Raw genomic sequence first — 8,399 nt, forward strand, 5'->3', positions numbered from 1 at the left:
CAACGGATTGAGAAAAGCGGCAATTCCATTATGCGGCCTTGAAGCGCGCAGTCGCCGGGTCGGCGTTGTAATACGGTACGAATTCCTCGGTACGGCGCGACAGGTCATTGACACTGTCGATGATGAACTGAACCGTTTCCTCGCTCATCAGGTACGAGAAATTCAGGCGTACCCAGCCGGGTTTTTTCATCTCTTCCCCCGCAGACAAGGCCGCGTGCAGCGCCTCGGACGCGGCGCGATCAATCCCCAGCAGGCGGTGGGCATAAGGCCCGGCGCAGGCACAGCCGCCGCGTGCCTGAATGCCGTAGACGTCGCTGAGCATCCGGGTAAACAGCTGCTGATGCACGGGCTGTCCCGCGTTGTCGCGCACAAGGAAAGAGAAGATCGGCAGGCGATGCGGGTTATTGACCCCAAGCAATGTCAGGTTCGGATTATCCTTCCACCCGTGCAGCGCCATCTGGTTGTACTGCGCCTCGCGCCTTGCGATTTCTTCCGTGCCGACGACATCCTTGACGATAAAGGCCAGCGCCGCGCGGATGTCGCCGATCACGTTGGGCGTTCCCGCCTCTTCCCGCGCAGACAGGTCCGCGTTGTAGTCATGCCGCCACGGTGACACGAAACTTACGGTGCCACCACCCGGCCAGCTGGGGCAGTTCCGTTTGGCTGCAGCCCGGTTTACGATCAGAACACCCGAGGCCCCCGGACCTCCCGGAAACTTGTGCGGGGAAACGACGATCGCATCCTTGCGCGCGTCCGCCGGCCCCATATCCATCGGCAGGTAAGGCCCGCCTCCGGCGTAATCCCAAATCGCCACGGCACCATGCGCCTTGAGCAACCGCGTCACCGGATCAGGGTCAGTGACAATTCCGGTTACATTGGACGCCGCCGAAAAGGAACCGATCAGAAGATCTGCGCCTGCATGGGTCAACAGCGCGGTTTCCAGCGCCCCCAGGTCAACACCGCCACCTTCGGCTTCGGGGATTTCAACCACAAGTGCCTTGCTTTCCCGCCACGGCAGGATGTTCGAGTGATGCTCGTAAGGACCAATCAAGACAACCGGTTGGTCGGCCTCTGCCACCCCGAGCAGGCTGACCAACCGGTTGAGCCCCGCAGTGGCACCAGACCCGGTGAAGATCACCGCATCCTCTTCCTGGGCACCAACAATGCGGGCTATTTCCGCCCGCGCCTCGCGGCGCAGATGTGTCATGTAAGATCCGCAGTAAGAGGCCTCGGTGTGGCTGTTCGCGTAAAACGGCAACACATGTTGCGCCACAAAGTCTTCGACTTGCCGCAAGGCGCGACCCGAAGCGACGTAATCCGCATAGACAAGCGGCACGTCCCCATGCAGACCCGGGATCAGAACATTCTCTCCGATCAGCCCATCGCGCAGGTTTGAATTGTGAGCGGTGGAACAGAGTTCCGCACGAAACTTGGACAGGGACATTGCATTGGCTCCTAACTGTCCGAGTAATGTGATTTATTATTCGCGCGAAAACTTCACCTTTCTTTGCGTGTATTTTTAATTTATTGTGTCATATGATCAAACATGGCACAAAAATTAGATCAAATTGACACACGACTTCTGAAAGAGCTGCAAAAGGACGCCACTCTGTCGCAACGGGAATTGGCGGATCGTGTGGGGCTTTCTCAGAACGCCTGCTGGCGCCGTCTGAAGGCTTTGAACGAAGATGGTGTCCTGATCGGTTCAACCGCCCGCATCGCACGCGAGAAATTGGGGCTGAGCCTTGTGGTCTTTGTCATGCTGCGCACGCGGCATCATTCGACCGAGTGGCTACAGGCCTTTCGCAGCCACGTTCTGACGATCCCCGAGGTCGTGGATTTTCATCGTATCGGCGGTGATTATGATTATCAGCTGAAAGTCGTCACACAGGATATGGCATCTTACGACAAGGTGTATCAACGGCTGATCGAAAAGGTCGAGCTGGACAGTGTCACGTCGTATTTCGCGATGGAAGCAATCGCCGAAGGACGACCATTGCCGATATGATCACGCCGTAAACAACGGGCGTTTTTGCTTGAAAAAGGGCACCGCGATGTCGCGGAATGCGACCAGTTTTGCCGAAGGCCAAACATCCGGATGCGCCACGATCCAGATATCTGCGTAGGGTTGCGGTGAAAGGACCGGAACCTGCACCAAGCCCCGGAGTGAGCGGCCCAGAAACACCGGCATACGCACAACGCCCAACCCTGATTGTGCAGCACCCGCCATCGCGACCATGTCATCAAAGCGCATATGTATCCGCGAGTTCGGATAGATTTTGTCGACGCCGTCCGGCAGGTTCGGCTGCTTTTCATAAAGCAACCAATCCACGGGCGCGTTCGGATCTTGCCGCATTCGCGCGGCCCTTTCAGGCGTGGCAAAACAAGCGCTGTGCTGTTGCGTCAGGCGCAGACCTTTCAACGTATCGCCGGGGTTGCGGCTGATCCGGATCGCAATGTCGGCTTCGCGTCGATTAAGGTCCAGAATCTCGTTTGCCGCGCGCACCTGCAAAGACACAGCAGGGTGCCTTTGAGCAAACTCGCCCAGCGCCGGGGACAGAACATGGGCAATTAACAGTTGCGGCGCGGTTAAGGTCAGTTGCCCTTTCAATCGGGCATCTCGCCCTGACAAACCACGCAGCATCGCGTGTTCTGCGCTTTCCATCCGGGCAGCATATGCAGCGACAAGGTGCGCTGCTTCTGTCGGCCGATACCCGTCGGTCAGCCTTTCGAACAGCACTTCACCTGTCGCAGCTTCGGCGCGCGCTATACGGCGCGCGACAGTTGTGTAGTTGACGCCAAGCTCTTGTGCCGCGGCGGACAGGGTGCGCCTTCGAACCACGGCAAGTACGGCCCGGTAATCATCCCAATGAATATCCATACATGCAAATTCGCACATCATTGATGCAAATACACGCGTTTTCGCAAAGCAGATCACACCCTAGCTTTTGCCCACACATCAAGGAGAAAAGCCATGATCTATGCCTACGCAAAACTCACTGTAAAGAATCCCAACGCTCTGGCCGCATATCGCGAACAGGCCGGGACTGCATTGGCCCGCCATGGCGGAAAAGTCGAACACGCCACCGCAGAAACAACCGCGCTGGACGGCGCGCCGGACTTGCCTGATGTTGCAGCCCTGCTTTCCTTTCCCAACCGGGACGCGGCGCTGGGATGGATCAACGACCCGGAACTAAAAGACATCCACGAGCTGCGTCGCAGCGCAGGCGCGTCAGATATCGTTCTGCTGGGCTGAAAATGAAAAGAGCCGCACCCAAAGGTGCGGCTCTGAATTCCGGATCGGAATGCGAAGATCAGTTCTTCGCGTAGAATTCGACGACCAGGTTCGGTTCCATAATGACCGGGTACGGCACATCGCTCAGGCCCGGTGCGCGAACGAACGTTGCGGTCATTTTCGAATGGTCGGCGTCGATGTAGTCAGGAACATCACGCTCGGCTAGGGCAACAGCTTCCAGAACAACAGCCAGTTGCTTGGACTTGTCACGCACTTCGATGACGTCGCCTTCTTTGACGCGGTAGCTGGGGATGTTGACACGCTTGCCGTTCACTTTGACGTGACCGTGGTTCACGAACTGACGCGCAGCGAAGACGGTCGGTACGAACTTGGCGCGATAGACGACGGCGTCCAGACGGCGCTCCAGCAGGCCGATCAGGTTTTCACCGGTGTCGCCTTTTACACGCTCGGCTTCGGCATAGATGCGGCGGAACTGCTTTTCGGTCAGGTCGCCGTAGTAGCCTTTCAGCTTCTGCTTGGCACGCAGCTGCAGACCGAAGTCTGACAGTTTGCCTTTGCGGCGCTGGCCGTGCTGGCCGGGGCCGTATTCACGACGGTTGACCGGGGATTTCGGACGACCCCAGATGTTTTCGCCCATCCGGCGGTCGATTTTGTACTTGGCAGACGTGCGTTTGGTCACGGCTGATCTCCTTCGTTAGGTCGATGCCCAAACGGGCAACTATGAAGGGCGTTGTCCTCTTGAGGTTTCCCTCATGACAGGCTTCCCCTTGCGGGGGCCACCAACACCAATGAAGCCGCGCTTATATCCGCAAAGCCAGCAGAGTCAACATGGCATTCAACGCAGTTTCGAATATAAGCAAAGATATGTTCGCCGCAGGCAGCACAGGCTCCTGCACGTACAGCGACGACCGCCGTCACACCGCTTTCGTCAAGAAAAATACAGGTCGCGTTCAGACCGGAAATGCAACGACGTTCCCGCCGCCTTCAACACCCGCCTTGTGCACCATCACAACCTCGGTCACGTCGACGATCCAGAATTCTTCATCCCGTGGCGGGCAAACGCCATCGAAAACGATGGTTGGTGCTGCATCATTAGTGTCGGCAACAAGGTTGGCTGAAAACCGCTGCGACCCATTGGTAAGTGTCAAAGCACCGGTCACGTGGCCGGAAACTTCCCGGACAATCGGAAAGCGGTTCTGCAAACGGGTTGCAGCGCCCCGCGCATATCCTATCTGTTCTATGCTGTTTTCGGCCTCAGCGCTCAGCACTATCGCCTGTCCGCGCCATGACCAAGCCGCGCCGACGGCCAGACAAGCCAGAGGCGCGTCCTCGAGTCCGTCAATTTCAGTTTGATCCCATGAAATGGCTACCTGACCGTTAACTCCGGCTCTCATCTGCCCACTCGCACTATTTAACATCCCGATATTCAATCATTGCTTATCAGCACAAAATCCGGCGGAAAAGAGACGGGAATGCAGCATTCACAAGAATGTTGCAGAAGTGAATCAAAAATATGTGTTCGACCTGAAATCAATACGCGCCTGCGAACAATCCCGTGTCTTGTTCGTTGCCGGCCGTCCGAACATCAACTGGCTGCGACTGATCAGGGTTCGAAATAGAAACCACCGCCCAGAAAAGCGATGGCCACGCTTGCGTGGCCAGACACTCAGTCTGTCGGGTCAAATTGATGAGCGCTGACTTGTACGGCAGCCCCTAAATAACCCTCATTCGCCAAGATGCCCGCCACGAAACCTTTGTATTTACTGGATCTTTATTTGCCCACGATCAAAACGGCGAACACTTTGCCCACTTTGCCAATACATTAAGACCCACAGAAAAATTTTTAGGGGCAAAAAAAGCCGCCTCAAAGGGCGGCTAAAAAACTGTTCCTAAACACCTTAGACATCTGTTGCCCAATAAAATTCAGCACCAACCTCCTTCGGATCCCAAACTGGAAACACCCCTCGCTCTGACAGCGCTTTTCGAGCCGCGGGAACAGTCATTGACATCCTCTCAGAAACCACTGAGAGCTTCTGAAACCTAAACTTGAAGCTCTCGACGCTGCGCGGATCAACCAGATCGCGCACTTGGCCCGCATGTCTAGCTTGCCCGCAGATTTTCAATGGAGGTTCCATGTCATCAGGCGATTTTCGCAAGAGAGCTTCGATAGAGCCTATCGGAAGACCAAGAACCCGCGCAGTATAGGAGATAGAGATTCCTGACAAACCCGACCGAACACCCAGTTTTCTTCCAACTTCATTCTTGTCGATCAGAACAGATTTATATCGCAACTCTTCATCGAGCAGTTCGATCTTGGTTAGATCTTGTCGGAGCAGCAATTCAACGATCCTGACAGAGTGCACCTTTAAGGACTTGGATGCGTCAACGATTCCGAGCATACCTTGAGAGGGCTTTGATACGCATTGCCCAAAAGCTCGAAGTTGATCCACAAACGTATTCAAGTCCTCCGCGTTGATGCCTTGCGTGACACTTCTTCGACCGTCCCGACGCCCTGCAATTGGCTTGAGAATGCCTGCCTCAATCAATTGAGCGACTTGGTGTCTTCCGCATCCAAGATACTCCGGAACCGAAGAAACAGGTATTGATCGCTGTATCTTTTTCAGCAGGTTTTCAGCGGAGAGCACTTCGATTGCGCTGATATCTCGAGCTGGATCGAAATCTGATGGCAATAAGCCTGCCATCTTTAGGGCGTTTTGCACAGTTTTGGGGTGAACGCCAAATTTCTGGCTTAGCGATACCACTGAATGACGGCGACGTTGGCGGACGGGCTCGCCAAATAAGTCGACGCCGACAGCAATAGGCATTGTATCCAGAATGTGTTCTCGAAATACTTCACGAAATGGTCCGACCGGTTTGCGGTACTTTTTGAATTGGATCCATTGATAGAGAACTCCAAATACACCCTGCGGACCTGCCTGGATCATGGAACACGATGCTCGAGACTGGATTAACTCAAGTCCCTCCCGAACGCCTTTCAAGCCTCTCCGGGTGAATTCGAAACCAGTACGCCCAGCCAAATCCAAATCCAACTGCGACAGGGTGGAAAGGTTCACACTTGAGCCGAATTCAATGCACGCACCGAGCATCTCTGTGGCACGCGACGCTAGATCAATCTTTTGGTTGTCCAACCACTCCGGACCCTCGACTCCCTCAAATCTGTTTTCAATGTAGGATTGTAGACCGGAAACCTCTCTGGGCGCTGCGCCGTCAACCATCTCAGTCAGCTGCGCCACAGCAGGCATATGCGCAGCCAAATCCAGGAAGAGTGTACCTGGGCCCTTCCCTCGTTCTCGCACCAAGGGAATGGAATGCTTGGGACAAGTTCTTATTGCTGAAAATGCCCAGTTGATACGCCCAACTGCCATTCCGAATGAACGCTTTTCATCGGAAATGTCATGTAGGATACACTTTGGGCAATAACTCACCCGGTTTCCAGCAACGAACTCAGAATGAAACTCTTCGCTCCGATGCTTGTAGTAACGAAGCGAAAGCTGCATGTATCCACCTTGCACAAGCCGATCCGGCGAAATGCCAGTTAGCTCATGCATCCGCTCGACCGCGTTGTCCCGGGTTCTGGCGAGGTCCTGGAGAGGCACACTCACAAACGATACAAACTCTTTCGCAGACATATCACACTGAACACGCGCGAACCGGCTGACCCATGAAACAAAGCTTTCACCGGGCAACATGGGTACAAATGGCGAAACATAGTTCAAAGCTTCACCCCCGCCCCACTTGCCGACGCTGACGACTGGTCCGCTCAGCCTCAAAATCCTCGACATCCCGGTCTAGATCCAAAGCAGCCCAATCGTCGATGACGAAGACATTTTCATCCCAAGCGCACCCTTCCTGAATACTCCAGGCTTCAGCGAAGTGCCTTGCAATCAAGCGCTCGCTGCCTTCGTAGAGGGCCTGTTCGATTGCGGCGAGAATGGTCTCGATGGATCGACCAAAGAGTCCGCGGCTACCATGAATTAATCTCCTCAGGGTATCGAGCTCAATTTCCGGCCTGATGCGAGCCATTTCACAATAGGTTTCGATCAAACCTTGAAGGTTCTCTTCGTCGTGTCCGATCAACAGGGGGCGGGGAAGGACTTTACGGAACCGCCGATCCACTTGTTGATCGTAGCGCGCAACTTCGAGCAGTCGTTCAGTGCCACTCAGGACGACAATCACAGCCCCATCACCTTGCATCAGTGACTTGAGAGTTTTGAGCATGTCATCGATTTCACACGCTGATCGAGACAAGAAAACATCCTGTGCTTCATCGATCCAGAGCACCACAATGCCCAATAGAGACAAGCGGTGCTTGACGATGCGCCAGATGTCCCAAGCAGGGGCACGTTCGGAAATGTTGGAGAAACCAAGTTCAGCGAGGATTGCCCGACCTAAACTCTTGAGGGTCGCTGGGCTGGGCACTTGAATCCGGATGTAGCTGGGCAGGTCGGCTCCAGGCGCCGCTTGCAACGCCTGGTGTTTGCTCAATACTCTCAAGACTGCGGTGGTCTTACCGTCGCCTGGTTTTGCGACAACCATCAATCCTTTGGCCTCAAGGCCACCGGCATAACGTTCCGGGAGAGCCAGCTTGCCACCGTTCTCGTCGCTCTGAAGCAAGCGATCAATCTCGCGTTCGATCTGCCGATGGCGGTTGTTTTTGAAATATTGGGCTCGCAGTGGCTGCATGATGGCCTGGGGATCGATTCTGGGGGAACTCCGGCTCATTTGTTGCCCTCCCCGTCAATCTCCCAATCGTCATATTGAACGCGATGCTGCATGCCATCAGCTTCCTTGGCTTCGGAAACCCAGTCAGGCTTCAACGGGATCACTGACATGCCAAACTGCTCGGAACCCGTTTCCAACTGCGGCTGAGAAGTCGTGACCTTAAAACCCACGAAAAGTTCTTTCTCCAGAGCGTCAACACGCTCATCTGAAAAGACTTGAGAAACCAGACCGAACTCGAGTGACTTTCTGAGGTTCATCGCATCAATCGCCTCGAGTGCGTTGGCGACGATTGTCTGACGTCAGCGCCAATGGGACAGTTTAGGTCGATTTGATAAGAGAGGGTTTCTGGCTCATCGTAACCGCCAAGGAGTGGAGATGAGAAAGAAACCCGGAACCAAGC

General features: G+C 54.9%; 9 protein-coding genes. 2 read left to right on the plus strand and 7 right to left on the minus strand.

Going from position 1 to position 8,399, the window contains the following annotated elements; translation table 11 throughout:
• Window positions 1-28: 28 nt before the first annotated feature.
• On the minus strand, window positions 29-1,444 hold the full coding sequence (locus AC2FLZ_RS12320) for an aminotransferase class V-fold PLP-dependent enzyme (RefSeq protein ID WP_480870039.1): 1,416 nt from the start codon (window positions 1,442-1,444) through the stop codon (window positions 29-31).
• Window positions 1,445-1,546: 102 nt separating this feature from the next.
• Between AC2FLZ_RS12320 and AC2FLZ_RS12325 the strand changes: the two genes are divergently transcribed.
• On the plus strand, window positions 1,547-2,008 hold the full coding sequence (locus AC2FLZ_RS12325; protein ID WP_480475410.1) for an Lrp/AsnC family transcriptional regulator: 462 nt from the start codon (window positions 1,547-1,549) through the stop codon (window positions 2,006-2,008).
• Here AC2FLZ_RS12325 and AC2FLZ_RS12330 read toward each other — a convergent pair whose 3' ends face one another.
• Entirely contained in the window at window positions 2,009-2,881 is an 873-nt protein-coding gene (locus AC2FLZ_RS12330; RefSeq protein ID WP_496882222.1) for a LysR family transcriptional regulator, read from the minus strand.
• A gap of 93 nt (window positions 2,882-2,974) precedes the next feature.
• Between AC2FLZ_RS12330 and AC2FLZ_RS12335 the strand changes: the two genes are divergently transcribed.
• A complete protein-coding gene (locus AC2FLZ_RS12335) occupies window positions 2,975-3,256 on the plus strand; it encodes a DUF1330 domain-containing protein (protein WP_480519196.1) in 282 nt (93 codons plus the stop codon).
• A gap of 58 nt (window positions 3,257-3,314) precedes the next feature.
• On the opposite strand, the gene rpsD is transcribed toward AC2FLZ_RS12335, so the two are convergent.
• From rpsD to AC2FLZ_RS12360, 5 genes are all read right to left on the minus strand, one after another.
• On the minus strand, window positions 3,315-3,935 hold the full coding sequence (gene rpsD / locus AC2FLZ_RS12340) for a 30S ribosomal protein S4 (protein ID WP_480519198.1): 621 nt from the start codon (window positions 3,933-3,935) through the stop codon (window positions 3,315-3,317).
• Between the two features lie 271 nt (window positions 3,936-4,206).
• The gene (locus tag AC2FLZ_RS12345) at window positions 4,207-4,650 is read right to left on the minus strand and encodes a hypothetical protein (RefSeq protein ID WP_496882223.1); all 444 of its coding nucleotides are present in this window, start codon (window positions 4,648-4,650) and stop codon (window positions 4,207-4,209) included.
• A 504-nt stretch (window positions 4,651-5,154) separates the two neighbouring features.
• The gene (locus AC2FLZ_RS12350) at window positions 5,155-6,993 is read right to left on the minus strand and encodes a TniQ family protein (protein WP_496882224.1); all 1,839 of its coding nucleotides are present in this window, start codon (window positions 6,991-6,993) and stop codon (window positions 5,155-5,157) included.
• A gap of 4 nt (window positions 6,994-6,997) precedes the next feature.
• On the minus strand, window positions 6,998-7,999 hold the full coding sequence (locus AC2FLZ_RS12355; RefSeq protein WP_496882225.1) for a TniB family NTP-binding protein: 1,002 nt from the start codon (window positions 7,997-7,999) through the stop codon (window positions 6,998-7,000).
• Window positions 7,996-8,256, minus strand: coding sequence for a hypothetical protein (locus AC2FLZ_RS12360; RefSeq protein WP_496882226.1), 261 nt, complete (start codon window positions 8,254-8,256; stop codon window positions 7,996-7,998). Before AC2FLZ_RS12360 ends, AC2FLZ_RS12355 begins: the two co-directional genes overlap by 4 nt.
• Window positions 8,257-8,399: the final 143 nt, after the last annotated feature.

Source organism: Ruegeria sp. YKSF131, from assembly GCF_059612645.1.